General features: G+C 55.6%; 24 protein-coding genes. 8 read left to right on the top strand and 16 right to left on the bottom strand.

The annotated features are described in order from the left end of the window. The first annotated feature begins 35 nt into the window (after nucleotides 1-35). Nucleotides 36-530, top strand: coding sequence for a hypothetical protein (locus tag D1227_RS14415; protein ID WP_119377452.1), 495 nt, complete (start codon nucleotides 36-38; stop codon nucleotides 528-530). An 11-nt stretch (nucleotides 531-541) separates the two neighbouring features. On the opposite strand, the gene D1227_RS14410 is transcribed toward D1227_RS14415, so the two are convergent. The 15 genes from D1227_RS14410 to D1227_RS14340 all read right to left on the bottom strand — a co-directional run bounded on the left by D1227_RS14410 (nucleotide 542) and on the right by D1227_RS14340 (nucleotide 16934). Then, nucleotides 542-1543 carry an NAD(P)/FAD-dependent oxidoreductase gene (locus D1227_RS14410; protein ID WP_147372883.1) on the bottom strand — a complete coding sequence of 334 codons (1002 nt, stop codon included), beginning with the start codon at nucleotides 1541-1543 and terminating at the stop codon, nucleotides 542-544. A 101-nt stretch (nucleotides 1544-1644) separates the two neighbouring features. Continuing rightward, nucleotides 1645-3069 (bottom strand): hypothetical protein, encoded by a 1425-nt coding sequence (locus tag D1227_RS14405; protein WP_119377450.1) that lies wholly within the window; start codon nucleotides 3067-3069, stop codon nucleotides 1645-1647. Nucleotides 3070-3072: 3 nt separating this feature from the next. Next, nucleotides 3073-3879, bottom strand: coding sequence for an outer membrane lipoprotein-sorting protein (locus D1227_RS14400; RefSeq protein WP_119377449.1), 807 nt, complete (start codon nucleotides 3877-3879; stop codon nucleotides 3073-3075). After that, the gene (locus D1227_RS14395) at nucleotides 3876-6284 is read right to left on the bottom strand and encodes an efflux RND transporter permease subunit (protein ID WP_119405114.1); all 2409 of its coding nucleotides are present in this window, start codon (nucleotides 6282-6284) and stop codon (nucleotides 3876-3878) included. Before D1227_RS14395 ends, D1227_RS14400 begins: the two co-directional genes overlap by 4 nt. Next, nucleotides 6284-6949 (bottom strand): methyltransferase family protein, encoded by a 666-nt coding sequence (locus D1227_RS14390; RefSeq protein ID WP_084398723.1) that lies wholly within the window; start codon nucleotides 6947-6949, stop codon nucleotides 6284-6286. The genes D1227_RS14395 and D1227_RS14390 overlap by 1 nt, the downstream gene beginning before the upstream one ends. Further along, nucleotides 6946-7224, bottom strand: a complete 279-nt coding sequence (locus D1227_RS20510) for a DUF2933 domain-containing protein (RefSeq protein ID WP_084398724.1) — start codon at nucleotides 7222-7224, stop codon at nucleotides 6946-6948. The genes D1227_RS14390 and D1227_RS20510 overlap by 4 nt, the downstream gene beginning before the upstream one ends. Nucleotides 7225-7491: 267 nt before the next feature. Then, nucleotides 7492-9540 (bottom strand): copper-translocating P-type ATPase, encoded by a 2049-nt coding sequence (locus D1227_RS14380; protein WP_084398725.1) that lies wholly within the window; start codon nucleotides 9538-9540, stop codon nucleotides 7492-7494. Between the two features lie 24 nt (nucleotides 9541-9564). After that, the gene (locus D1227_RS20505) at nucleotides 9565-9771 is read right to left on the bottom strand and encodes a YHS domain-containing protein (RefSeq protein WP_084398737.1); all 207 of its coding nucleotides are present in this window, start codon (nucleotides 9769-9771) and stop codon (nucleotides 9565-9567) included. Between the two features lie 14 nt (nucleotides 9772-9785). Then, nucleotides 9786-10574: an enoyl-ACP reductase FabI gene (gene fabI, locus D1227_RS14370; RefSeq protein ID WP_084398726.1), complete on the bottom strand. Its 789-nt coding sequence runs from the start codon at nucleotides 10572-10574 to the stop codon at nucleotides 9786-9788. A gap of 117 nt (nucleotides 10575-10691) precedes the next feature. Next, entirely contained in the window at nucleotides 10692-11882 is a 1191-nt protein-coding gene (locus D1227_RS14365) for an acetyl-CoA C-acetyltransferase (RefSeq protein WP_084398738.1), read from the bottom strand. Continuing rightward, nucleotides 11869-12933, bottom strand: coding sequence for a bifunctional enoyl-CoA hydratase/phosphate acetyltransferase (locus D1227_RS14360; RefSeq protein WP_119405113.1), 1065 nt, complete (start codon nucleotides 12931-12933; stop codon nucleotides 11869-11871). The genes D1227_RS14365 and D1227_RS14360 overlap by 14 nt, the downstream gene beginning before the upstream one ends. After that, nucleotides 12930-14165: an acetate/propionate family kinase gene (locus D1227_RS14355; RefSeq protein ID WP_119377444.1), complete on the bottom strand. Its 1236-nt coding sequence runs from the start codon at nucleotides 14163-14165 to the stop codon at nucleotides 12930-12932. Before D1227_RS14355 ends, D1227_RS14360 begins: the two co-directional genes overlap by 4 nt. Beyond that, nucleotides 14162-15805 carry a DUF3141 domain-containing protein gene (locus D1227_RS14350; protein WP_233349723.1) on the bottom strand — a complete coding sequence of 548 codons (1644 nt, stop codon included), beginning with the start codon at nucleotides 15803-15805 and terminating at the stop codon, nucleotides 14162-14164. Before D1227_RS14350 ends, D1227_RS14355 begins: the two co-directional genes overlap by 4 nt. A gap of 221 nt (nucleotides 15806-16026) precedes the next feature. Beyond that, nucleotides 16027-16179, bottom strand: a complete 153-nt coding sequence (locus D1227_RS19965) for a hypothetical protein (RefSeq protein WP_158085701.1) — start codon at nucleotides 16177-16179, stop codon at nucleotides 16027-16029. Nucleotides 16180-16304: 125 nt separating this feature from the next. Continuing rightward, nucleotides 16305-16934 (bottom strand): RNA polymerase sigma factor, encoded by a 630-nt coding sequence (locus tag D1227_RS14340; protein WP_119405112.1) that lies wholly within the window; start codon nucleotides 16932-16934, stop codon nucleotides 16305-16307. A 211-nt stretch (nucleotides 16935-17145) separates the two neighbouring features. Between D1227_RS14340 and D1227_RS14335 the strand changes: the two genes are divergently transcribed. The 5 genes from D1227_RS14335 (at nucleotide 17146) to D1227_RS14320 (ending at nucleotide 21641) form a co-directional block, all read left to right on the top strand. Then, nucleotides 17146-18420: an SAM-dependent methyltransferase gene (locus tag D1227_RS14335; RefSeq protein WP_119377442.1), complete on the top strand. Its 1275-nt coding sequence runs from the start codon at nucleotides 17146-17148 to the stop codon at nucleotides 18418-18420. Next, nucleotides 18386-19189, top strand: coding sequence for a polyphosphate kinase 2 (gene ppk2 / locus D1227_RS14330; RefSeq protein ID WP_119377441.1), 804 nt, complete (start codon nucleotides 18386-18388; stop codon nucleotides 19187-19189). The genes D1227_RS14335 and ppk2 overlap by 35 nt, the downstream gene beginning before the upstream one ends. 291 nt (nucleotides 19190-19480) lie before the next feature. Then, nucleotides 19481-19693 (top strand): hypothetical protein, encoded by a 213-nt coding sequence (locus D1227_RS19830; RefSeq protein ID WP_035542146.1) that lies wholly within the window; start codon nucleotides 19481-19483, stop codon nucleotides 19691-19693. A 103-nt stretch (nucleotides 19694-19796) separates the two neighbouring features. Continuing rightward, nucleotides 19797-20837 carry an inorganic phosphate transporter gene (locus D1227_RS14325; protein WP_119377440.1) on the top strand — a complete coding sequence of 347 codons (1041 nt, stop codon included), beginning with the start codon at nucleotides 19797-19799 and terminating at the stop codon, nucleotides 20835-20837. A 36-nt stretch (nucleotides 20838-20873) separates the two neighbouring features. Next, nucleotides 20874-21641 (top strand): DUF47 domain-containing protein, encoded by a 768-nt coding sequence (locus tag D1227_RS14320; protein ID WP_119377853.1) that lies wholly within the window; start codon nucleotides 20874-20876, stop codon nucleotides 21639-21641. Nucleotides 21642-22649: 1008 nt separating this feature from the next. Here D1227_RS14320 and nhaA read toward each other — a convergent pair. Next, nucleotides 22650-23828 carry a Na+/H+ antiporter NhaA gene (gene nhaA / locus D1227_RS14315; RefSeq protein ID WP_045656395.1) on the bottom strand — a complete coding sequence of 393 codons (1179 nt, stop codon included), beginning with the start codon at nucleotides 23826-23828 and terminating at the stop codon, nucleotides 22650-22652. A 457-nt stretch (nucleotides 23829-24285) separates the two neighbouring features. On the opposite strand from nhaA, the gene D1227_RS14310 reads away from it, so the two are divergent. Continuing rightward, nucleotides 24286-25326 carry a hydroxyacid dehydrogenase gene (locus D1227_RS14310; RefSeq protein ID WP_045656394.1) on the top strand — a complete coding sequence of 347 codons (1041 nt, stop codon included), beginning with the start codon at nucleotides 24286-24288 and terminating at the stop codon, nucleotides 25324-25326. Further along, on the top strand, nucleotides 25319-26356 hold the full coding sequence (locus D1227_RS14305; protein ID WP_119377439.1) for a type II glyceraldehyde-3-phosphate dehydrogenase: 1038 nt from the start codon (nucleotides 25319-25321) through the stop codon (nucleotides 26354-26356). Before D1227_RS14310 ends, D1227_RS14305 begins: the two co-directional genes overlap by 8 nt. Nucleotides 26357-26402 lie beyond the last annotated feature (46 nt).

Raw genomic sequence — 26402 nt, 5'->3', positions numbered from 1 at the left:
CGAGTTGGAGCGCTTGGCACCAAGAGCGACAGACAATGAAACGCCAATTGGAAAACTCACACCTGATCGTCTTTCTTGTACTTTGCCTGCTTGCCCTGACGGGCTTGAGTCTTTCAGGGACGGCCCGTAGCGGCGGCGATGCCAACCAATTTCACGGCGAGCTGCAACGCGCTGATCTGGCGGCAGGACCTGCCGATGGCGCTGAACTTCATCCCGGCAGATCCTACGTGTTCATCGTGAAGTTCAAAGCGGATGAGGGATTAGCTGAAATTCTTGCGCTTTACCGCCCCCAGCGCGAGCGCGCTGTTCAGGCATTCGGCGTTTGGGCGCGAGACAAATCAGCGTTTCGCGGATTGGCGCTGGATCGAGTCGCATACTCTGGTGAAGCGCTGCTGATTTACGACCCTCGCATGGATGACAGAATACCACGCCCAACGCTCGACGAAATATCACAGCAGCTCAATGCTTCGCCATTCGTGAGATACGCGGACCTTGATTCCATCGTGCAGGCCCGGTCGAAGGCATGCTAAAAAAATTGCACTCAAGAGTTGGGTGACTGATTGTGGGTGCCATGCTCGCACCAGATGCAGTCGCAATTTTCATGGGTGCAGCTGGGGTCTGCGAGCGGCGCTCGAAAACGGCGCCGCGCCAGAGGGAATAGAAGACGTTTTAGAGTTGACGGGCGGTATGCTCGCCTGAGGGCCTCGCCTGTGTCGGCGCGGGCAAGGTGTCCAAGCATGAAATCGATTCCGCGACGCCCAGTGATATTGAACAAGAAGCGATTGACCACGCCAGTTCTAAGCGTTGGCTGGAGCGTTTTCCGCCAAGCCTGTCTATAGCTGGTTCCATGGATCATGCTTTCAGCGGCCAATCGACCTGACCGAATAGCGTAGCGCAATCCGAAGCCGGCCAGTGCATCCTGGAAGCCGGCATGTTCACCGATCACGGGATATCCGCCCTGCAGCGCCGTGCGGAGCAAGCGGGTGTTACCGAAGCCGCCAAACGGCTGAGGGTTCTTCATACACAATCCGGCATGACGCTCGAAGAACGCTAATGTCTCGGAAAGGTGTGATGCCTGGTCGCGAAAGCCCGTAAACATGCAGCTTGCCACTGTCCCTCGTCCCCGATGCACAAGCAAATAGGCGTACCCTTTTGGCGCTAGCGCAGGGTCCAATGCGAGCCAAGCGCCATCCGCCATATCCGTATCGAAGATCTTTCCGACTGCAATAATGTCGGCGCGCCGCGGCCCTCCAGCAAGCACCATCTCGCCGGATGTTTGTGTTACGCGGTCATTGAAGCGAACCTCCACGCCAGCCGCGAGGGCTTGTTCGAGAAGCGCGCGGTCCAAACTGCCGTCTGCGCGACCTCGCCTCAGCAAGTAGAACAAAGGCCGTGCGCCATGCACGCGACGAGGCTTGGTCTGGCTGTCGAAAACAACGCCTTGCCTTACGCCGCAGTGTTCGAAACTTGTATTAATACCTGCTGAGACAAGCTCGTCGAGCACGTCTTGTGGATCACGGGGCTGGATCACGGGCTCCAACATGCGCCATCCCGCGCGCACCGCCGCCCGCGAGGACGAGTCCAAATGATCTATTAGACCTCGCTCTCTGAGCCTCTTGGCTATCGTCATGAATGTGCGGCGCTTTAGAAGCCATAGCGAGCGGCAACAAAAATGTTTGAATTGCTTTGGAGCTGAGCAAACTGGGTTGTTTGCTGCGCGCCATAGAGGATGTTGGAACCGGCCTCCAGGGTTAGGTTATCGGTGATACTCCAGTTGAGGTTCGCGCGAATATACCCATCTTGATCTGTTGATGAGAACGCTGCGAAGATTGTAGCGGTCACTTGATTCTCAGGCCAGACCTTTCGAGCGCGGAGCGTCACAACCTGTCTTGTTTTATCTGGGCGCAGAGCCGCGACAGGTATCGATTGCGTGAGAGCACCGTAATCAATTGTCTGTTCCAAGTAGACTTGAACTGCACCGGTAAAGTCCTTCGCCAATTCACGTTCATACCCCAAAAGGAACCGAACCTGGGAATTTGGAACTGACGGTTCGTCACCGCTTGGGTCTTCTGTGCTGTTATAGTAGGCGACTTCTAAATTGGCGATACCACCCTTCGCTGGGCCGCGTATGCTGCCTCCATATGATGTCAGCGTGTTGTGTCGCAGCGCAGATTCATTTGACGAAAATCCAAGCGGGCTTTTCCAAAAGCCGCTATAAAAATACAACGCGCCTTCATAGGCACCAATTGTTTGGTAGATGCGCGCAGCCAATTCGTCGTCCTGAAATACATCAGCAGGTCGTGTGCTTTCTATTATGGATCTATTCCCAGTGACTTGAGTTTGAAATGGGTTAAAAACGCTTAGTCTTGCTCCATCCGCAAATCGATCGGAATCGAATTGCGGCGAATAGACAATATCGAGATTAGCGATATCACCGAACAGAGAAACCTTCACCGCATCCGAAGGTGCCTTCAAATAGGCGTCGGGGCGCCCGATGAAAAATGAGTTATAATCTTTCGGGAAGAGATCGTTGAGGAATAAATATTCCCCAGTACCCCAAGTTAATATCTGCCGGCCCGCTTTGATATCGATCCAAGATAATGGACGCCAAAGCACGTTCGCCTCGCGTAAATCGACAAATCCTTCACCCGTATTCAAATCAGGCGTATTCGAATCACTGATTGCATCGGCGAGAATATCGACCGCAACTGTTGCGGTAATATTACTCCAGCGTCGGACCGCCTTCAGTTGTAGCCGCGTTTCTGCGAGCGAAAGCTGTTCTTGATCGATCGGGTCGCGCAACCTGGTACCAAGGCGCGTGTCAATAAACGCGCTTGGACGCCAATCTGGTTTTGTCGCGGCTACCTCGGTAGCAGAGTCAGCCTTCGGCGGTTCTTTAAGGTCGAGATTGATCAATCCTTCAGGCAAGTCCGGCTCTGATTGAGTTCGGGCAGCGTCTCTCTCAGTTTCGATTGGAGGCTTCAACCCCTCTGGTAGCGGCGGCACCGCACCGGCTCGCGAAGTCAAGGCTAAGAGGAAGCCTATTAGAAAGATCGTACGGAGTGACATTTCTTAATTCTCGCCGAAGAACTGCCGCGGTGGATTTCTTAAATATCGTTCCGTGAAGATGTCGTCGCTAAGATCAATGTCGTAATGAATGTCACTATAGGTAAGTGTTGTCCGCCCTCCATCCGCGAGGTCTTTCATCGTTGCACGTGTTACAGTTGGAAACCCTTGAATGGTTTCAACCGCCTCTGCCGTGTACTCGCGGTATTTCGAATGGTCAGACTGATAATATTCGACTTGGACGGGTAAGTAGCTTTCTTTGTGGATGTAGGAAATATAATAGGCAAATTCCACGCGATTTGGATCTTTTGGTGTGCTCTTTAAGATATAATAGGTTTCAGTTGTATCTTGGACAACGTGTGTATCTTCCTCAGCGCTTCGCCCAGATACGTCTTCATAGAAAAAGTCAGATCCAACAAAGCTTGATCTCTCGTCTCCAGCCGCAATTCGGCGCACCAGATCCAGCGCTGGTAAATATAGCCAGCGATCATCATCTGCTTGTGGATGTTTCCAAACCAAAAATACAGTATCGCGAACGTCGCTAGGCGCACGAAAGTAGACAAAGAATCGCTGATCGCCTGATTCAGAATTATCGTTGATTTCGTCTTTGCGTAGGATCGTGATATCCCTCGATCTCGTACGTCCCTGTTTGTCGATGATTTGCATAGAGACACGCGCACGGCCATCTTCGCCCTGATAAAATGCAGTCTTTTCCGCTTGTCGTGCGATGTCATTCGCATCGGTATTCTGCGCATGGGCTGGTGGTCCGAAAGCGCTTACAATAATCAAGAAGACCAGAGCGGCTTTATTCATTCTGTTATCCTTTCGCGGTGAAAGAGTGGTTTTTGGAAAACAGAAATCAGAGCTGGCAAGAGGATCAGGCTCGCCGCGCCTGCGAGGATCAGGATGCTTGAAATCAAGATGCCAACTGTTTGATAGGGAACAAGATTTGCAGCCAACAATGGGAGGAAACCAACTCCGACGACGATGACATTTCGAGAAATCGCCCGGCTCGGCTCCTCGAACATCTCTCGAAGCGTTGGTTCCCATGCTTGCTGTCTTCGGAAAATTTCTCGTGTCCTAGCGAGGAAGTGAATTGCATAGTCTACGGCTAACCCGAGTGACAACGAAGAAAGTACGGCGGTTGGCATATCATAGTCCATACCGGCCCATCCAACCGCGCCGTAGATCGTTGCGACGGTAAGGGCGAGCGGAATCATTGCCATAATTCCCCAGCTCAAAGATCGGAACAGAAGCGAAGTGAGTATCAAGACAACTATGAAGCTCCCCAGAAACGCTTTGAGCATGCCGGTCACCATCTCATCTTGCCAGACGAGATTGATATAAGTCAGTCCAAACCATTCGGACGCTAAGGTGCGCGGTGGAGGGTTGCGGTTCAGGTAGTCACCGACAAGTTTCTCCACTTGCGCCATGTCTGTATTGTCGCCGCTTTTGAGCTGAAACCACAAAACGGCATCTTGGAAGTCTGGCGTGACGAAAGTCCAAATATCATCTGGGCGATGTGAGTTCTCGTACATGAGCAGGGTTTGCGCGATCGCAGGCCTGGTATCGGGAATACGGTAAGCTGCAGGATCATTGTATAGTTCACGATAGACCGTCGATACAATATCATACAATCCAGAAACCTTGCCGATGACGTTACTCTCAGCCTCAAGATCAGCGCTCATTTTGGCAATATAGCGAAGCGTCTCTGGAGCCTTGAAAGGCTCATCGTTGACGGCACTATCAGAACTGAGATGCAAGTAGGCCATATAACTACCAGCGAACTCTTCATTAATGATGCGATCAGCCACGCGGATCTGGTCTGACGTCTCAAACCATTTGATCGGGTTGTCATTGACACTGATATTCACAATCCCAATGCCAGCCCACACGACCAGCGCGAGGCTTAATACAATAATGGACTTGGCGCGGTGACCGGCAAAAGGGCCTGCTGTTCGTAAAAACCGTCCAAGCCAGCTTTGATCACGAATTGCGCGCTCAGATGTCTGGAGCGCGCCGAAATCTGCCAACGCCTTGTCTGGCAGGCTCATAAAATAGGCCGGTAAAAGTGTGACTGTGAAAAACCAGGCAACAAACACACCGATTGCCACAAACAATCCAAAGACCTGAACGGGCGGGATCGGTGTCAACATGAGCGAGGCGAACCCCACCGCCGTTGTCAGCGTCGTATACCACATCGGGCGCCAAAGGTCCGCCATAACTTCATTTACAATCTCCAGTCGATCGCGTTCGGGCGTATATTTATCATAGAAATCAGACAGGATATGAATGTCATCGAGCACCGCAATTGGGATGATAAATATCGGGATCATCGAGCTCATGATGTGAATGGTTTGTCCTGACAGAACGAGCAAAGCCATTGTGCAGATCACAGAAGCCATCGCCGCAAGGAGTGAGATCAGAATGATCCGTACGTGACCAAAGAAGAGCCACAAAAGTCCGAAAACAAAAAGCATGGCCAGCGGTGCAGATACGGCCATCTGGAAGAACATTTCAGAGCCAAACCGGTCTTCGGCAACGGGCAACCCAGTAATATGATAAACTGCGCCGGTGTTTTCGAACGTATCTATCAGTTCTTGTAGATCCTGCGCCACGGCGTGGGATATACTTTTTTCGCTTAACGGATAGTAGAGCGCCAACGCCGCTCCATCGTCCGAGATCATCGTACCCTTGTACATAGGGATTTTGAGCATTCGATCACGGATGAGCGCGGCCTCTTGATCGGTTGAGGGGGCGGTTTTCATCAGCCAGGTGAACGAAACAGCTCCCAAACTTTCCGTTTCAATATTATCGACGGTCGAGGGCGCAATAATGTCTGAGGCTATGACGTTCGCAAACGTCCCAGCCCTTTGTTCGTAGCTTAGCGTTTTGGCATAGTCTGTCAGAGTTTTTACGTTGGCGAGATCCTTGGCGTTAAAAACGCCTTGAGGGTGCGTTTCGTTGAGAACGCCAACCACGACAAAATCATAAATATCAAAGACTGTTTTAAGCTCACCATTGCGTACGCGCACCGTCGCATCCGCAGGCAGCATGTTTTCCGGATCGGTGTCGATGGTCAGTGGTTTCAAAAATGGCAGAGCGCCGGGCATGACGCTCGGTGCAAGCGCCAAGGTTGTTAGTATAAACGCAAAGGCCAAACTGAACACAAAGAATCCTTTGCGCCTTTTCGCTGCTGCTTTGGACAGCCAGAGCATCAGCTTTCGTTCTCTACCACGGCTAGCGTTCCCCAACGCGGCCAGAAGCGCGGAGTGACCGCGGCGTAGGCGCGATACTCGCCGCCGAATGCGGCTTCGGCGTCCTTCTCCTCTTTCAGAGCGAGACGGACATACATGAAGACAAGAACCGGGAACATGATCAGGGTTAGGATGGTCGGCCATTGCAGCAGGAAACCAAACATGATCAGCACGAAGCCGGCATATTGCGGGTGGCGCATGCGGGCATAAATGCCGGTTTTGGCGAGCTTGCCGCTGCGCAGCGCCCCGTGCAGGATCGGCCACCCCCATGACAGAACGCTGAAGCCCAGCAAAATGAAGCCGAGGCTTGCGAAGTGGAATGGGCCAAAATGCGGATTGCCTTGCCAGCCGAAAATCATCTCCCAGAAATGCCCTGAGTCATGGGCGAACCAATTGACATCAGGAAACTGCGATTCAAGCCACGGAGAGAGGAAGTAAATCGAAAGCGGGAATCCATACATCTCGGTAAAAAGAGCGATCACAAAAGCGCTGAACGCTCCAAATGACGTCCAGTCTTTTGACTTGGATGGTTTGGCGAAACTGAACGCGAAAATGATAAAGATGGCAGAGTTCAGGATCACCAGAAACCAGAGGCCATATTCAGAATGGGCCATGTTCTCATTCATCGCCTTGTCCTCCAGTCATCTTCCTCATCGAGTTGGGAAGGGCGCCGATCTCCATGGCTTCCGTGGCCTCCATGGCCGCCCATCGCGCTATGCATGAAGAGGTGCATCACGCCGCAAAGAAGCAGGAAGCCAACAAGGAAGACCGCATCAGCGGGAATGTGAGCGCGGTGTTCATAGAATAAAAGAAACCCGATCGCTCCGGCGAAGACCAAAAGCGGCAGCCAAAACCGGCTGCCTTTTGGCTGATGGTCGTCATGATCAGAATGGTTGTGCACGGCGATTGCTCCTATGGCGGGATCAGAACGGACGGGATCCGCGGGTTGACGATGATGGGTTTGTTACGCGGCTCCGGCCTGAAGGCCTCAAACCGGTTAGTTGCGCCGCAAAAATGAAAACGATCAGCAGCCAGTCTTGCCAGCTCAAATGCCCGGCATGATCCAGGACCAGGACCAGGACCAGGACCAGGAGCAGGAGGGCTCCGATGCTGAGCGCTCTGAGGCAGAGCGTCAAAAATCCGAAACCCGGAACAAAACCTCGCACTGTCATGTCGACACCCGGGATCGAGACAGTTTGAGGAGTTGGGCGTTGATGGCGCAGATCACGGTGCTCGCCGACATGAACACCGCCCCAAGCGCGGGTGTGAGGATTACGCCCCAGGGGAAAAACACGCCCGCTGCCGCTGGAATGGCGAACGTGTTGTAGCCGGTCGCCCAAGCGAGGTTTTGCATCATTTTATTATAGGTCGCGCGAGCGAGTTCAATGATCGCTACGACATCTGACGGGCTGGACCGGACAAGAATAATGTCGGCGGTTTCGATCGCGACATCCGTGCCAGCACCGATTGCGATCCCGACATTCGCTTGAGCCAGCGCCGGCGCATCGTTCACACCGTCACCGGTCATCGCCACGATCAGACCGCGGGACTGAACCTCTCGGACTTTAGCGGCTTTTTCTTCCGGCAATACTTCGGCAATCACTTCGTCGAGGCCGATTTCCTGGCCGACCCATTCCGCCACCTGTTGATTGTCGCCAGTGAGCATGATGCACTGAATGCCCATGGCCTGAAGCATGAGGATGGCTTTAGCGGATTCCTCACGAATGATATCGGCCAGCGCGATTGCGCCAGCGAGCTTGTCATCAATGAGCACGAAGACGACTGTCTTGCCCTGCGCGCTCAGGGTTTCGAACCGGGGATCATCCATTTCAAGACCCTGGTCGCGCAAATAGCCGGGGCTGACGACTTTCACGTCGCGGTCCTTAACGAGGCCTTCTGCACCTTTGCCAGGGATCGCCTTAAACTTGTCGACACCCCATGCCTGCGGCGCATCGCGAACGATCCCCTGGGCGATTGGGTGTTCAGAATGAGCTTCAATAGACGCCGCGTAGGCGACGATATCGCTCTCAGTGAATGTCGTATCAAAAACAAGCGTATCGGTGATCCCAAACTCGCCCTTGGTCAGCGTGCCGGTTTTGTCGAAAATGATGGCATTGATGTTGCGCGCTTCTTCGAATGCCGTCCGATCCCGAATGAGCAATCCATTGGTGGCCGCGATCGCGGTCGAGCGCGCAACCACAAGCGGCACAGCCAAACCAAGCGCGTGCGGGCAGGCGATGACCATCACGGTAACGGCGCGCGCCATAGCAAACCCAAATCCCTGATCGGTGAACAGGGTCCAGAACAAGACGGTCGATAGGCCTCCGCCAAGTGCGATAAAAGTCAGCCACTTGGCCGCCGTGTTGGCGAGATCCTGGGTTTTGGATTTGCTGGCTTGGGCTTCCTTAACCAGCTTGATGACGCTCGACAGGAAAGTCTCATCACCGGTCTTGTCGACCCGGATTGTTAGCGAACCTTCGCCATTGATTGATCCGCCGATCACTTCGGTCTCCACGGTCTTGAAAATCGGCTTGGACTCGCCGGTGAGCATGGATTCATTGAGAGACGACTCGCCCCTGACAATGATCCCGTCAGCTGGGACTTTCTCGCCTGGCTTGATCAGAAGATGTTCGCCGCCTTTCAGCGTCGAAACGGACACATCGATTACGCTGCCGTCATCCGCCACCAGGTGGGCTTCATCCGGCATCAGGCTTGCAAGTTTTTCCAAGGCGCGCCCAGCGCCAAGCACCGATTTCATCTCGATCCAGTGCCCGAGCAACATCACCGCAATCAGGGTTGCGAGCTCCCAAAAAAAGGTCTCATCACTGCCGATTGCGACCATGCCGATGGAATAGGCGTAAGCAGCCGTAATCGCGACCGAAATCAGCGTCATCATACCGATGTCGCGGGCGGTGATCTCTTGCAAAAACCCTTTCAGGAACGGCCAACCGCCATAGAAGAAAACAAGACTTGAAAGCCCTGCCAGCACATAACGGTCACCCGGAAACCGCAAGGCATCTTCGAGGCCAAGCCAGCCTTGGATCATCGGCGCCAAAGCGAGGATGGGGATCGTGGCCACCAGCACAACCCAAAACCGCCGGCGATAATCGGCAATCATGCCTTCATGGTCGTGGCCGCCATGCGGGTCCGTTTTTTTCTGTCCGTGACCGGCATGAGGCGCGTGGCGAGAGGGGGGGGCGTGGGTGGAGTGATCCATGGTGGAGGGTCTTTGTCTGCTAAGTCATGCTTTGCGGGATGGGTGAGAGGCGTCGCTCGGCGCGCTGAAGGCGGCGGGAATGCGCGCGTCTGCATAGCGTTCGGGATTTAGTTTGAAAGCTGTGTGGCAACGGTTAGAGCAAAAGAAATAGGCCCATCCACCATATTCCTCTGACGCGTGAGCGTTTTCGAGGGGGATCGTGTTGCGGCAAACAGGGTCTTCTACGGTCATCATCGTTTCTCTTCTCAATGAAAAATCATGCCATCGATATGGAACCCGGCATCGACATGAACGATTTCACCGGTCACGCCGCTGGACAGATCGCTGGCCAAAAACAAAGCCGCTTTTCCGACTTCGCTGGCATCGATTGTTCGTCGCAGCGGTGATTTGGCTGCGGCCTCGTTTAGCAATTCTTCGAAATGGGTGAGGCCAGACGCGGCTCTTGTCGCAACGGGTCCGGCGGAAATGGCATTGACGCGGATGCCGGCGGGTCCGAGCTCATGGGCAAGGTAGCGTACAGCGCTTTCAAGCGCAGCTTTGACCGGGCCCATGACATTATAGTGATCAACGACTTTTTCTGAGCCATAGAAACTGAGCGTGATCAGAGAGCCGCCGCGTCGCATTAATGGTTCAGCCCGCCGCGCCATATGAAGGAGCGAATAGCAAGACACCGTCATGGCGGCTGCGAAACCGTCGGCCGAACAGTCTGTCAAACGCCCCTGAAGATCAGATTTTGGCGCACTTGCAATCCCGTGAAAGACAAGATCAAGCCGATCCCATTTTGCTGCGACCGCGTCGAAGACAGCGTCCAGCGATCCAGGTTTGGTGACATCGCATTCGAGAATGAGATCTGCATCTGCCTTTCTCGCTAAAGGTTCAACATGCGGGCGAGCCTTCTCGTTCAAATAGGTGATCGCCAGGCGCGCGCCTGCACCGCGAAGGGACGTGGCCGCCGCCCAGGCCAGACTATCACTATTCGCAATGCCGACAATCAGTGCGGTTTTTCCGCGAAGATCACAATCGGGTGTGCTCACATCCAGCTCCTTGCAGAATAATACGCAGCCAAAGCCGCCGTCCCTCACGGAGGCAATCGTGAGAGACGGCGTTCCCTGTTAACCGGCGTCGGGGCAGTTGGGGGGAGATGCGCCGGGTCAGGATGGGATACGTTCGAGCGCGAGCGCGACGCCCTGTCCGCCGCCAATGCAGAGGGTGACGATGCCGCGCTTAAGATTGTCTCGTTGCATGGCATGGATCAGCCGTACGGACAGAACAGCGCCCGTCGCGCCGATTGGATGGCCATGTGCAATGGCGCCGCCCTCGACATTCACTATGTCCTCGGAGAATCCCAGCTCGCCGACCAAAGCGACGGCAATGGCCGCGAAGGCCTCGTTAATTTCGACCCGTTCCACCGATGCAAGTGGCCAGGCGGCCCGCTCCAATGCCTGTTTCACAGCAGGTACAGGACCAAGGCCGAACAGTCCGGGTTCGACGGCGCCGACGCCCATGCCGGCAATCCGGACCGCAGGCTGCAGCTGGTTTGTCTCTGCCCAGGCCCGGTCAGCAACGATCATTGCAGCAGCGCCCGCGTTCAATCCGGGAGCATTCCCGGCTGTGATCGTTCCATGCTCTCGGAAGGCCGGCTTCAGATGCGCAAGACTGTCTAGAGTCGTATCCGGGCGATTGTGCTCGTCCCGATCGAATACCGAAATCCCTTTACGGGTTTTCATCTCAACGGGCACAATCTCGGCGTCGAAAAGACCGTCACTCTGGGCTTTCGAGAACCGGCTTTGCGAACGCAACGCCCAGGCATCCTGAGCGGCACGGCTGATTTGGTTCTGTTCGGCTAAGTCTTCGGTATGCCAGCCGGAATGCTCGCCGGAAAAGGCATCGTTCAGCCCGTCCCTAAGAAGACTGTCAATGAGCGCCCCGTCGCCCAGACGATAGCCGTAACGCGCTTTGCCAAGCAGAAACGGGGCTTGGTCCATATTCTCCATGCCGCCAGCGACGGCGCACGCCGCGTGGCCAAGCATGACGTCTTGCGCGGCGGTTATGACCGCCTGCGCGCCGGATCCGCAGACCCGGTTGACGGTCATCGCGGGGACGTTGACAGGAAGACCCGCACCTATCGCTGCCTGACGCGCCGGGTTCATTCCGGCGCCGGCTTGCAGAACCTGGCCCATAATAACGGTATCGACCCGATCCGGTGCAAGTCCTGCCCGTTCCAGAGCGGCCTTGATCGCTATAGCGCCAAGATCGGACGCCGGGACGTTTTTCAAACTACCGCCAAAGGCGCCGATGGCGGTGCGCACTGGCGCGCAGATAACGGGGTCATGACTTGGCATGAGCGTCTCCATTGAGTGATGTGGGGGAGGTTGGCGTGGGATGGCTGGGCGGGCAGCAGTCCGCTTCCGGTAAAGGTGAGCTGCGCGTTGCGTGCACCGGCCAGACCGGGGCTTTGTCTCGCGTCGCGGATTTGCGGTCCTTTGCGGCTAGGCTAAGGCGCGCCAGCGCCAGACCTGCGAGCCGTGCGTTCACCGGATCGGCACGCGATGGCAAGACGATGGGTGCGTTCAGGCCAAGCACCAGGCCGGCAAGCATCGCGTCAGCCATATATTCCAGATTCTTAGCGAGGATATTGCCAGAAACGAGATCTGGGACGAGTAGAATGTCGGCATCCCCAGCCACAGGCGAGGCAATGCCTTTGATTTCCGCGGCTTTAAGCGAAATTGCGTTGTCAAAGGCGAGCGGTCCGTCAACGACTGCGCCGCGCACCTGACCGCGCAGGGACATGACCGAGAGTGCCGCGGCATCAAGGCTGGAACTGATCAGCGGATTGACAGTCTCAATTGCTGAAAGGATTGCGGCTTTGGGCTGGTCGATACCAATAGAAACCATAAGATCGATAGCGTGCTGCAGGATAGCGGCTTTCGCGCCCAAATCCGGGGCGATGTTGACTGCGGCATCTGTAATCGCAAGCAGTTTCGGATAGGCTGGAATGTCCGCCAGAAAGACATGGCTGACCCGCGCTCCAGGCTGACGCAGACCAGCATTGGCGTTGAGCAGTTCTTTTAGCAAGACGTCGGTATGGATCAGGCCTTTCATGGCGGCATGCGTGCTGCCCGATTTCAGTAAACCGGCTGCGCGTTGGGCTGCTTCTGCCTCATTCCAGGCGGGCAAGACCTGATCGGGATGGAATGTGAGATTTGCCGCCTCGGCTTCGGCCTTGATCGCATCAGGGTCGCCGATCAGGATTGGATGGATCCAGCCGCGCTTAACGGCTTCGTCGACCGAGAGTAGGACGTCTCGTTGCGCCGCACAGACAATGGCGACCTTCACGGGCGGTCCTGAGTCGGCAGCGGTCTTGAGGTCGGCAAAATCTCGAAAACCAGTCATGAGACCCGGCGCTCTATCTGCACTGGGGTGGCTTCAAGCATCGCGCGTCCGTAACGGGCGATCATCATCGCCTCGTCAGTGTGAACCGTTTCGACAATCACCGAACTGTCCGGCTTTGAAATACACGTTTCACCCAGATCATTTGCTCGGGTGTCAAAATTTATTCCATAGAGATCGCTAAGTGGCTCGCAGATGGCGGCGCGGATCGAGGGCGCGTGTTCGCCAACGCCGCCGGTAAAGATGATCCGGTCAACACCGCCCATGGCGGTGATCAGTGCGCCAGCTTGCTTGCGAGCTTGATAGGCAAATTGCGCAAGCGCGTCGCTCGCGCGCGGGTCGTCTGTTTTGAGCAGAGTTTTTACATCACCGCTCAGACCCGAAAGCCCAAGCAAGCCTGCGCCATGATAAAGCTGGTCGTGCAAGACTGATGGGGCCCAGCCTTTTTCCAGTATGAGGTATAAGAGCAGCCCGGGATCGACATCGCCGCTTCGGGTCGCCATGGGCAGTCCCGCAAGCGCCGAAAATCCCGTGCTTGTATCTATGGTTTGGCCATTCTCGATTGAGGCCATACTTGCGCCCGCACCGAGATGCGCAACCAGCAGACGTTGCCTGGACATCGCCTCACCGGCGCGGGCGGCAAGATCTGAGACAATAAATGCGTAGGAGAGGCCATGAAAGCCGAACCGGCGGACATATCTGTCTTCCATCGCAGGCGGCAGTCCTGTGCGTTGGGCCGCGATCGGCATGTCTGCATGAAAGCCCGTATCAAAACAGGCATATTGCATCGCATTCGGTAAACGCAGGCGCGTGGCAACGATGCCATCAAGGTTTGCAGGCATATGCAGCGGCGCCAATGGAATCAGTTCGCGCAGATCCGCTTCGACTCTCGGAGTCAGACGCTGGGCCGTTGTGTAGTCGGGACCTCCATGCATAACCCGGTGTCCCACCGCAGAAATGCCGCCGAGATCGACATGAGCGGCCATCTCATGAAAGAAGGTTTCCAGCGCAACGGGGTGGTTGATGCAGCAGGTGCGTTCGTCCCAAAGTGTGTCGCCATAAGCGGTCTCAGCTGACATTCTCGCCTCTGATGCGCCAATGCCGGTGACGGCGCCCGACATTGTCTTGACCACGTCGTTTCCGACCCGGAAGAGCGCGATTTTCAGGCTTGAAGACCCGCTATTGACGGTGAGGACGCGATGACTTTCGCGCTGGGGGGTGTCGAGGGCGCTCATTTCTTTGCCGCCTCGTCCTTTATAGGTTCAGGCAATACGGGCCAGTCATAGAGCCAGCTGAAGGCCAGTTCGGATGCGGCATCGCGAGACTCGCGCATGCGGGTCAGGCCGGTCTCGATCCAGTCGACGCCCATCTTTTCAGCTGTGCGAAAGCGATTGTCCTCATTGACAGCCTTTCGATTGGCGCGAACCATGGGTGCAAACGCGGCGGTCATCGCCATAGCTGGATTGAACCGTTCTGAGAACATGTAGCGTGTCACCCGCATCGGATGAGACCATTTCATAAGCTCTGCTGTGACCGGATTAGACCAGGCGCGCACCCACGGGCTGGCGAAGTTCGAATAAGCCGTCTCCAATTGCGCCGACAGACGCCCGACACGCTCAAATGCCTCAGGCTGGGTTTCGAATACCAGGTCCTCAACCCGGCGGGGTTCAAACCGCACAATGTACTGGTCGTGGTCGCAATCAGGATCGCCGGTCGGATTATCGATCCTCATTTCATAGAGCCCAGGCTCCAGCGCTTCGATATCGGAAAGGTTTTCCAGCATCGCGCGATGTTCGAGGCGCGCGACACTCGCAGATACAAAGATGCCGAGATGCCCGGCATGTTGATTGATCAGATAGACAATGCGTTGATCGGCTGCGATGAGTGCCTCGGTCGTCTCATAAACCGCTGGGATCCAACCAAGTGCCTGATGTGGCGGGGTGATATTGTCGCCATGTGAGGCGAAGATGACGAGAGGATTGCGGATCTGTTTTAAATCAATCTCACAATGGGCCCCGAGTTTCACCAGACCTTTTTCAAGCCGGTTGCCGATAAAGAGGTTTTCGACAATCGCAAGAATCTCTTCGCGGCTCAGGCGGTAGAAGCCGCCCCACCAACGCTCGAAATCCAGGAACCTGTCGGCGGCTGTATCGACGTTTTCAAACAGATCGGCATATTTCCGGAAGATTGCCCCTTCAGGTTTGAGGGTTTCGAAATTCTGGACCAGCCAGGCGCCATCGAACCGGCCATTTCCGAGATCAGACAAGAAGTGATTGATCCAGGCCCCTCCGAGGAATCCTGCCGCAAGCCGCATCGGATTGGCACCGGGTTCACCGGCCCAATAGGAGAGCGGTGACCCGTTCATCACAATCGGTCCGGCAAGGCCTTCGCAATCAGCCGCCAGAAGTGCCGCCGCCCATCCGCCTTGGCAATTGCCATAGAGCACTGGCGCCTCGCCATCATGTCGCTCGGCCACGAGTTCTACAAACTGGCGCAGGCCCGCCAACACATCGGCTAGCGTTTGACCGGAAACAGGGTCAGGCGTGAACACGACGAAGTATACGGGGTAGCCTTCATGTAGAGCGATGCCGACTTCAGAATCGTCTTTGAATCCGCCAATGCCGGGGCCATGACCCGCGCGGGGATCGATAATGATCACGGGTGGTTTGTCTGGATCAAGACAATCGTCGAGGCAGATATCGCCAATCTCGAGTATTTTTAGAAGTTGATAATTGCACGCAGGTTCAAATGTCGCTGCGTCCGCCACGAGCTCATACTTGAACTTCAAGACAGGTGGCATGCCGTCTCGCTCATGGGCGAGCATTGTGTTGGCGCGCTGGCGCAACGCGTCAAAGAACAGAGTTTGTCTCTGCATGAGATCAACCCCATAAGCAGCGGCGTCTGGCAGGCTGGGCCGGGACGAGGCTTGAATGGGCTTTGCGGACTCCGGCCTTGATTGCGCCCGGCGGGCGCTCTTGGACGCTTTCTTTTTGGGATCAGAGCGTTTGGCTTTGCGGGGTTTTTTAGCTGTCATACGTTGATCATCTGGCATGGCTTGAGGCTTTCGCGGTAAGGGGGCGATTGAGAACGAAAGGGTCAGGCTGCGTCACCAGCGCTTTTTAGCGCTGGCATCGATTTTTCCTTGCCTCGGCCCGGCTTCGAGCCGCCTGCGCAACAACAGCCCTTTTTGACGGGCGGTTTGACTTTGGCTTTGGGCGTTTGGACGGCGCTTTTCTTGACACGGTTCATGGCGATCTCCTTCTCTTCAATTTCGTCCTGGCTCGGCGAGCACAAGCAAAAACCGCCTATTGCGGACCTGAAAACAAAGACGCGCGAACCGGAGCGGCGTTACACCCCGCCGCTGCGAAAACGTATCAAGGAACAACCTGGCCCGGAGGTATGGACAAGGCGGTCGCTTCAACGCGTTTTCGCAAGTCTTCAGCGCCCGGACAGGCGCATTGAAAATAGCCGTGTTCGATACAGGTCAGGCAGGTTTGTTCCAGGCGCTGGCGCATGGCCCGGCGTGCGCGGTGAAGTTTCACTCGAAGCGCATTCTCAGACAGGCCGAGATCATGAGCAATCACAGAGCGATCTTCACCGATAAGGTCAGCCCGCCAGATCAGATCCGCGTAGTCGGGATTCAGTGTCGGCAACATTTTGTATAGGCATGCGCAAATAACAAAGTCGATCTCATCATCATCGAACAGGAGGGCAGCCTCTGCCGCATAGGTTTCCAGCGCTTTGTCTGAGCGCGTCATTGCTCGAAAATGATCAGCGATTGTCGAACGAAGAATCTGAGACAACCAGCCTCGAAGCCGGTCTTCATCTTTAAGATCATTAAACCGGGTCAGCGCCTTAACATAGAATTCTTGCAGCACATCCTTGGCATCCGCATCGTTGCGCAATTTTCGCTTCAGAAACCGAAACATGTCCTGATGCGACTCGATGAGCGCAGCTTCAATGGCTCGTTTGCGCCGTTCTGAAGGGCTTGGGTCGGACGTCATATTCGTAAGCGGTTCCACGTATATTGGGGCTTGAGGAGTGTGATACGCACGCCGCCAGAATCGCCCTCAAGCGCGAACGGATTTTCGGTCACTTTTAATATGGCGCTGGGCCCTGAGTGTAATGGTTCAGGGGCCGGGCCGTCTTACCCGTATCAGAGTATGTGGTGAGCGCCGGACGTTGCGCTTGCGCCAGACGAGAAGGATTTTCCCAATGAGCCTTTGGAGTGCAATCGCCAGGAGCCGGCTTGACCGATCTATTCGCAAAGGATGCCTGGAAGTCACGTTTCCAAATGGCGCGACGTCCCTCTTCGGCTCATACTGCGTTAGCCCGATCCGTATCGCAATCAAATCGGAAGCATGGCTTCGCCGCATCCTGCTCGATCCGGAACTGCAGCTCGGCGAGGCCTATATGGAGGGGGGGCTGGTGCTGGAAGCGGGCGACCTTTATGATCTGCTGGATATTTTCTGGACGAATATATTGTCTGATGGCAGCCCGAGTGCCTCGCTACCGGCATTCCTCAGAAAGACGTTTCGGGCGGTCGCGCAGTTCAATCCACGCGCACGCTCGGCTCGAAATGTCGCGCACCATTATGATATCGGCAACGATCTTTACCGCCTCTTCCTCGATGAGGACATGCAGTATTCATGCGCCTACTTCCCTGACCCGGAGACGTCTCTGGCCGATGCACAACGCTTCAAGAAAGATCATGTCGCACGCAAGCTGTGCCTGAAACCGGGCGACACTGTGCTCGATATCGGATGCGGGTGGGGCGGACTGGCCTTACATCTTGCCGGCCGTGAAAATGTCCGTGTTCACGGGGTCACTCTGTCATGCGAGCAGCATTGCCTTGCCCGCGAGCGCGCGGACGACATGGGCGTCAGCGACAGAGTGGAGTTCGAGCTTCAGGATTATCGCAATCTGACCGGGCGTTATGACCGTATCGTCTCGGTAGGCATGTTTGAGCATGTCGGTGTGCCGCACTATCGCGAATATTTCGATCAGATTGCGACGTGCCTGAAAGATAACGGCACGGCGCTCATTCACACGATTGGGCGGACCCCAGGACCGGGAGCGACGAATCCATGGATCGCCCGCCACATTTTTCCAGGCGGTTACATACCGGCGCTATCTGAAATCCTGCCTGCGATCGAAAAAGCCGGCCTGATGGTCCTCGATGTTGAAATCCTGCGCCTGCACTATGCAGAAACCCTCAAAGCCTGGCGATCACGGTTTCTCGCGCGAGCAGACGAGGCCAAAGCGCTCTATGATGATCGCTTTGTACGTATGTGGGATTTCTACCTCGTGTGCAGTGAATTGTCATTCCGGCATGGCGTCCACAACGTCTTCCAGCTTCAACTCGCCAAACGCCAGGATGCTGTGCCGCTGACACGCGACTATCTGTATCGGACTGAGCCCGCGCGTGGCCCCCTTCGACAGGTGTCGCCCGTAAATGATGAAAGACCGTTCGCCAATGCCCAGAGATGACAAAAAAGAGGCAGGACGCTCCAAGAAAGTCTACAAACATGACTTGCGTGACCTGCAGATTGAGCTTGTCAAAATTCAGCGACGGGCAATAGCGCATAACCATCGTATACTAATAATATTTGAAGGACGGGATGCGGCTGGCAAAGACGGCATCATCAAGCGGATCACCGAACATCTCAGTCCGCGAGAGACGCGCGTCGTTGCGCTTGGAAAGCCGTCAGACCGGGACACGCGGAGCTGGTATTTCCAACGCTACGCGTCGCATTTGCCAGCCGATGGAGAAATCGTCCTGTTCAATCGGTCATGGTACAATCGCGCCGGGGTGGAACGGGTCATGGGATTTGCCAGTGATGACCAGGTTGAAGCGTTTTATGACAATGTTGGCGCGTTCGAAAAAATGCTGGTTGGCGACGGAACCCAGATTCTCAAATACTATCTCGACATAAGCAAGCCTGAACAGTCGCGCCGCCTCGCAGACCGTGATAAAGATCCGCTCAAACAATGGAAGAAAAGCCCGATTGATGCGGTCGCACTCGAAAAGTGGGATGACTATACGGCTGCGCGCGATGACATGCTGCGTCGTACGGACTTGACGCACGCGCCGTGGTTTGCCGTTCACACCGACGACAAGCGCCAGGCGCGATTGAATACGATCCGGCATATCATCAAATCGATTGATTGTCCGGAGACGGACAAGGCCCTGGCCGTTCCCGATGAAACAATTGTCTTGCAGGCCACAAAGAAAACCATTGCAGCCCTGCATCGATGATTCACTTCGTCTTCCAGCACACGATGCTAAACGCTGTAACCTGGAACAGGGGCGCACTCTCGACCCGGACTCTTGCCAGCATGGAAATGTCAGAGCAGCCCGTTCGGCTGATTTTCGATGCGGCCGCAGCTCGGTCCAAACAGTTGGAACTGTAACGTATGAGGGCCTCGCGCGTCATATGCGTATCATATCAGAGTAAACTCAAACGTTTGCATCCGTTTGATGTTGATCACCCTATCGCAGACGCGACAATCCGTTTTCCGCGTCGATCGCCGACCAGGAGGCCGCCAGATGACAGACAGTCAGGATCAATGTGACGGGCGACCAGTCATCATGGTCTATGTGCCAATCTTCCGGGAGAAACTGGCAAAGCTGGAACGTCGCGGGGACGGCCATACACCAGAAGCTGTGCGACTTCGCCGGACACTGGCGCGCATAGATCTCGGCCTGACCAAATCGAGATCTTGCGACGATCGCCAGATCCGGTTGACTGCCGCAGAATGAGCTGTCTCTCCCGGCCAAACGAACCCGCGACAGGGAAGCGATTGTGGCGTGTGCGCAGCGCAGCTGCTGTGTCTTCAGTCTCTTAAATCCTGCGGGCGGGTCGATGACCAACACTCTTGTCTTGTTGATCGCCGGAATTCTGATCGTGCTGGCCTATGATTATACCAATGGCCTCCAGGACGCCGCGAATATGCTTGCCACAATTGTCGCCTCGCGAGCAGCAACGCCAATACAAGCCGCGATACTTGTGTCCGTATTCACCTTTCTTGGCCCTGTTCTGGGTGGAACAGCCGTTGCCAATACGATCGGCAACTTTATTGATGTCACTGATCTACAGAATATCGCGTCGCTCACGATTGTGCTTTCAGGCTTGGGGGGCGCAATCGGGTGGAATTTAATTACCTGGTGGTTCGGACTGCCAGCATCCTCTTCTCAAGCGCTCGTAGGCGGTCTGGTTGGGGCTGTGCTGGTTTCTGCCGGACCAGAGCATGTCGTATGGGGGATGTCCGAGTTGAACGCAGGGCGCGTGAGCGGCGTCACCAAGGTCCTGGGTGCGCTGCTTATTTCGCCAGTCCTCGGATTTCTGTTCGGCTGGATTATCCACCGCTTGGTAAGATTTGCGCTGCGCGGCGCTCGTCCGGCCGTCAATCGTAACTTGCGCGGATTTCAATGGGTGGCGACCGCAGCGCTCGCCTTTTCTCATGGTACGAATGACGCTCAAAAGGGGATGGGGATTATCGCCATGTTACTTGTGATCAGCGGCGTCAATGCAGAGTTCACCGTGCCGATTTGGGTGATCCTCGCAAGCGCAACTTCCATCACTTTGGGCACGTTTTCAGGTGGTTGGCGGATCGTTCGAACGCTCGGCTTCGGGATCTACAAAGTCAGACCCATTCATGCGCTTGATGCCCAGCTTGCATCGGCAAGCCTGATTCTGGCCGCGTCCATGACGGGCGCGCCGGTTTCAACCACTCAGGTCGTGAGCACGTCCATAATGGGCATCGGTGCATCTGAGCGTCCAAAGTCGGTCCGCTGGGGCACGGCGCAGCACATCATAGGCGCCTGGCTGATTACCATGCCCGGTGCAGCCGCGATATCGATCGCGCTGTATCTTCTTATGCAAGCGCTTGGCGCAATCGTTTAGCAGGACGCCCTCGGGGCACGCGAGAAAGGAAGTATGATGTCGAAACGCCCAGGTGACGTTAAGCGTCCTCCGAGCCTTGTTCGGATTTTGAACGGACTGTTTCCGCGCACGCCAGATTTTCATCAGTTGCTCAATGATCAATGTGAACTCGTCGTGCAGGGGATGGAGGTTTTTGCTGAATTCATGATGACGGGGGACCAAGCCGCTGCCGACAGGGTTCGCCAGCTCGAACACGAAGGCGACAGTTTGAAAGCAAGAAACATCGATATACTGAACCGTTCCTTCGCAACGCCCTATGATCGTGAAGACATCTACCGCGCGATTACCGCTATCGATGATGGGCTCAACTATGCCAAAACCTCGGTGTGGGAGATGGATGTTCTTGGAGTGAGCCCCGACAAGCCTATGGCTGAAATGGCTGACTTGCTGCTGCAGGGCGCCAGATCACTGCAACGCGGATTCAGTGTTCTGAAAACCAATCCGGGGGAAGCGGAACGCGCCGCAAACGCTGTTCGCAAGACCGAGCGTCACGTTGAGAAAGTCTATCGGCGAGCGATAGCCGAATTATTCAGCCCGCAGCATTATGCCAACGATTTGGCGGCGCGACGCAAGGACCTCAGTGAGGATTTACGACCTTTGCTCGAACCGGACGATAAGGCGAGCTGCGACTCTGTCCTGAAAGGGGTTTCCTTTGTCATGGAGACGCTCAAGCGTCGGGAAATTTATCGCCACCTCTCAAATGCGGCCGATCACTTTGCGCATGCCGGCGATATTCTGCACGATATTACCGTCAAATCCGCCTGATATTGTCGGTCCCTGATATCCTGGCTCAAACCAATCCCCTTGCGCTTTTTGGACTTTGCCGCCCGCAAGCAGACGCGACATTCAGCGAAAGACGCGCGCAATCACTCTTTCTCGTCAACTTTGAACGCCTCGTCATGGCCGCTCCGTATTCCTTCAATGAGGTATCAATTGCCCAGGATCCATCAAAACCAAACCTTAAACAGGCGTAAAGTGAGCACGATCAGTATGGTCCAGCAGCTTAGATAGATTGCTGTGAGCCAAAGTTGCTGATCGGATATGCCTGGGCGTCTGTGGCGAACGCTGCGGATCAAGGCGACAAGGTGAACCGTCAGTCCGAGAAGGGCAATCAGCGCAGCGGTTTCTGCGATATAAGGTGCCACGATTGCACCTAGTCCCACGCCAAACAGGCCAATCCCAAGGCTGGATATGACGCAGGTCAAGACCTTGGGTAAAGTGTGGGAGGAGTGGCTTGAGCCATCGGAAGTTTGCCGGCGGGGACTTTGGTGAGAGTTCATCTTAAACTTTCCTGTATTGTGATGTGGTTCGCCGTCCGAGCCACATCGCAGCCAATAGGACTGCAAGACGAACAGACGCAGACCTTGGCCGCGCATTACACGTTTCAGTTTTTTTGCAGCTAAACGAAACAAGACGTCCAGCCCGCAGGCGCTTCCGCGACATTGCGAGACCCATTCTAGACTCACTCACGAGGCTGGGACCGCAGCCGTTCGCGCCCTCGGAGTGAACGTGCCAAGTCGAAGGCGACGCCACCTAAGGAATCATTGCAGGATTGCGCCCAATATTCGGATATCGTTTCTATCCCAGCTGGCAGGTCGGTGTATCCTGGCTTGCAAGCGGTCCAAATATTTCAGGTGATTGTGTGGTCGATTTGAACGCCTGCGACCGCATCCGGCTCAGCCGTACGAGGTCTTCATCGGTGGGGACGCCAATTGGGTGGCAACACGATTGGCATCGCCGCAAATGGCCAGTAAGGGCGCACCAGCAACATTATCATCGAGCGAATGTCTCATCGGGTCTGAGTGGCTGGAGCCTTTGTCTGGCGGCAGCAAGCAGGCCAAGCCCGGTCACCGCCGAAAGCGTGGACCCGATGATCACACTCAAAGTGACCCCTTGCAAAGCGGTTGGACTATCGAATGCGAGCGCCGCCACGAACAGGCTGATTGTAAACCCAACCCCCGCCAGAAAGGACGCGCCGAGCAAATGCAGCCAGCTGACGCCGAAAGGTCGTTTGCCTAACCCACTCCAGACAGCCAGGCTGGCCGCACCAAATACACCAAGCGGCTTGCCAAGGAAAAGGCCCAGCCCGGCGCCGAGGCTGGCGGGTCCGAGCAGGGAGGATGGCGTTATGCCCGCCAAGTGAATGCCGGAGTTGAAAAAGGCGAAGATCGGGACAACCCCATAAGCGACCCATGGCTTCATGCCCGCTTCGATGACCGCAAGTACGGGGCGCCCATTGATTGTAAGCGGAATGGTCCAGGCCACGAGGACACCGGCAATGGTCGCATGCACGCCTGATTCCAGAACCGCGACCCACACAAATATGCCTATCAGGACATAGGGCGTCATATTTGAAATGCGCATTCGGTTGAACCCGATCAGGACGGCAAGGCCGAAACCAGCCATAGTCAGCGAGACGAGGCTCACCCCCTCAGTATAGAAGAGCGCGATGACAGCCAGCGTTCCGAAATCATCGAATACGGCGAGCGCCATCAGGAAGACTTTCAGACTGGCCGGAACGCGGGCACCAAGTACCGACAAGACGGCGAGTGCGAGTACAATATCGGTCGCGACCGGTACCGCCCAGCCATGTTCGGTGTCCGGATTACCCGCATTGAACATCAGATAGATTGCAGCAGGGGCGAGCATACCGCCCAGTGCGCCAATCGCGGGAAGGGCGATCCTGCGCGGCGATGCAAGGTCGCCGACCAAAACTTCTCGTTTGATTTCGAGCCCGACCGCAAAGAAGAAGAAGACCATCAGGCCCTCATTGATCCAATCGACAAGTGGTTTGGACAGCCCGACCTCTCCGAGTTGAATCGAGAAAGGCGTATGATGGATAAAATCGTAGGTCCCAACAGCCGGAGAATTAACCCAGATAAAAGCGATGGACATGGCTGCGAAAACGGCAAGCGCAGCATGCCGTGTCGACGCGCTTGAATCGGCAGGCAGATGGCCGGCGTCTGCGGTGGCTGCCTTCGGATCTGGAATGAAAGGGGCTTTATCCACACAGTCAGATACGTCTGGTTGGGGTTCACCCCTTGGCCAGGCCGTCAATAGATCAAGGTATCCTGACAAGCGCAAACTATTCGCGTTGTATGAAACCAAGAGCGCTTTTCCCGCGATGGGGGCTGGTGATCAGTTCTGCGCAGCATCATGCCTCGTGAAGAATTTCGTCTGCGTATGAGTGCGCCGGACCACTGCCGCGTATCTGTATTAGTCTTTCATGAAACATGCTGAGCACAGGCGTCGGAAAAAACCGTCATTTACTTTGAGCCAAATGAGCCAGTTCGCACCGGGAAGGCCCCCGATCGCCTGGGTTGCCTCTGCGAAAGAACGCGCTGAATCCGCGGCGGCCCGGCTTCAGTTTCGTACAGGTTGTCGCCATCGAGGAGCATGGTTCAGAGTGATGCAAATTGCGTTTTTCGAAATAGAGCCGCGAGACGCGGCAACGTTTGACAGTCTGAAGCCAGGCAACAGTCTGAGACTGACAGATGAAGCTCTCTCGGCCGGAAATGCCGGCGCCTTCGTTGATGCCGAAATTGTTTCCACCTTCATAAATTCGGCCATCGATCGTGCGGTTCTGGATCAGCTGCCAGCGCTCAAATTGATCGCGACGCGATCGACAGGATTTGACCACATTGACACCGCCCTGTGCGCCGAACGCGGCATTCGTGTCTGCAATGTGCCGGTCTATGGCGAAAATACCGTCGCCGAACATGTCTTCGCCCTCCTCCTTGCACTCAGCCATCGCTTGCTCGAGGCGGTGGAGCGCGCTCGCTCAGGGCCATTCTCTCCTGCCGGACTGACGGGCTTCGATCTCGCCGGTAAGACACTAGGCCTGGTGGGCACCGGCGCCATCGGGCGGCATGTTGTCCGCATTGCTCACGGGTTTGGCATGCATGTTTGTGCATTTGACATCGTGCCGGATTCCGATTTTGCGACGCGCGAGGGCTTTTCTTATCGGACTTTTGACGACCTCCTAACGACCGCAGACATAATATCCCTGCACGTGCCGTCCACGCCTCAGACCCGTCATCTCCTATCTGCGGACGCCTTCATGCGCATGAAGGACGGTGTCGTAATCATCAACACGGCGCGCGGCGACGTGGTCGATAGCCATGCGCTCATCGAGGCTTTAAAGAGCGGAAAGGTGGCGGCGGCCGGACTTGACGTCCTGCCTGATGAACCCATGCTTCGCGAAGAGGCAGAGCTGATCTGTTCGGTTGATTGTGACGGAGATGATCTGCGCACCCTGGTTGCCGACCAGGTTCTATTGCGAATGCCCAATGTGATCGTGACACCTCACTCCGCTTTCAATACGCGAGAAGCCATCGCCCGCATTGCCGAAACCACAATCAAGAACATCAAGACGTATCTAGCGGGCGAGCCGCAAAACCTGGTCGCAACGCAGAAAAATCTGTCACTGAAGGAGCAAGAGCATGTCTGACAAGTCAATCCGGGTCGCCGTAAACGGTTACGGTGTCATCGGCAAACGCGTTGCCGATGCCGTGACACGCCAGGACGATATGCAGCTGGCAGGCATCGCTGATACATCTGTTGACTGGCGGCTGCGTGTCGCGAACCAGCGAGGCTATCGAGTCTTTGCGGCAACCCCAAAGGCGCACACATCGATGAGCAAAGCGGGTATAGTACTGTCAGGCAATTTGGATGACCTCCTGGACGAGGCAGATATTGTCGTCGATTGCACACCGAAACATGTTGCAACCGGAAATGTTGCTCTCTTCCGAAAGCGGGGGCTCAGATTCATTGTACAAGGTGGCGAACCCCACGCCCTTACCGAGCACTCATTCGTCGCCGAATCGAATTTTGACAGCGCTGTGGGCAGATATGAAACGCGGATTGTCTCCTGCAACACGACGTCGATTGTTCGAACGCTCGGCGCGCTGAAACGGGCAGGTTTGCTCAAAAAGGCGCGCGGCACGCTTTTGCGCCGCGCCACCGATCCCTGGGAAAGCCATCAGAGCGGCATCATGAACACGCTAGTCCCGGAACAAAGCATTCCAAGCCATCAAGGCCCGGATGCCCAAAGCGTCGATCCGGATTTCGATGTCGTGACGATGGCGGTCAAGGTGCCGGAAACACTTGCGCATCTGCATTATTGGAACGTTGAACTGTCGCGCGCCGCCGACCGAGAGGAGGTATTGGCGGCATTTCACTCTTCGACGCGTATCGCCATGGTCAGACTGGACGACGGACTGACGGGTATAAACAGTGTCAAGGAACTCATGGCCGACCTGAAACGTCCAAATGACAACCTATACGAAGTCGCTCTTTGGGAAGACCTGGTTACGATTCAGAATAATGAACTCTTTTATGCCTATATGGTCGACAATCAGGCGATCGTCATCCCGGAAACGATTGATGCGATCAGGGCGCTGACAGGGCTTTCGACAGATTCACAAAAATCCATCGCGAAGACCAATGCCGCCCTCGGTATTGGATCGGCGCTCTATTGAAACCGTGATGGCGTGGACCGAGGCGTGTGCGTTGCAAGATCGGTAC

This window comes from Henriciella mobilis, from assembly GCF_003576315.1.
GTDB classification, from domain to species: domain Bacteria; phylum Pseudomonadota; class Alphaproteobacteria; order Caulobacterales; family Hyphomonadaceae; genus Henriciella; species Henriciella mobilis.
This window is presented reverse-complemented; position numbering and strand designations above follow the sequence as displayed.